Source organism: Lamprobacter sp., from assembly GCF_034860625.1.
GTDB lineage: Bacteria > Pseudomonadota > Gammaproteobacteria > Chromatiales > Chromatiaceae > Lamprobacter.
Genome location: NZ_JAYESN010000715.1, coordinates 1 through 704 on the forward strand (window position 1 = coordinate 1; position 704 = coordinate 704).

At 63.1% G+C, this 704-nt stretch carries 1 protein-coding gene; it reads left to right on the top strand.

Annotated elements, in window-relative coordinates:
• Nucleotides 1-16: 16 nt before the first annotated feature.
• A partial coding sequence (locus VBE63_RS30920; protein ID WP_323686768.1) for an Rpn family recombination-promoting nuclease/putative transposase occupies nt 17-704 on the top strand: 688 nt, incomplete at its 3' end.

The window sequence follows — 704 nt, forward strand, 5'->3', positions numbered from 1 at the left end:
GCGACCCAAGCCACCCATGGCCAAGCACCACGACACCGGCTACAAGGAACTGTTCAGCCACCCCGAGTTCGTCCAGCAGCTGATCGAAGGCTTCGCTCCGTCCGAGATCGCTGCGCTGATGGACTTCTCGACGCTCAAGAACCACAGCGGAAACTACATCACCCCACTGTTCGAGGAGCGCTTCGAGGACGTCGTCTGGTCGGTGCAAGTACACTGGCAAGGCGTCACCGAGCGGTTGTTCCTCTACCTGCTGATCGAGTTTCAATCTACCGTTGATCCGACCATGCCGCTGCGCATGCTCCACTACGTCGCCTGCTTCTATCAGCACCTGCTCAAGACCCAGGTCACCACGCCGGCCAAGGGCCTGCCCCCGATCCTACCGATCCTGCTCTACAATGGCCTCTCGCGGTGGACCACCGCCGAAGACATCAGCGAGCAGATCCGCCCCCAGCCACCGCTGTTCCTACGCGCCTACCAGCCGCAGCTGCGCTACTATCTGATCGACGAAGGCCGCTACACGCCCGAGCAACTGAGCCTGATCGAGAGCCCCCTGAGCGGGGTCTTCGAGGTCGAGATCGCCTCTAGGGATCGTGCCTCCCTGCAAGCAGCGGTCGATCGCCTGGTGCGCCTGATCCAGGCCGATCCGAACAAGGCCCGGCTGGATCCGCTCATCACCCGCTGGCTCAAGCGTCACCTGCGCCGGC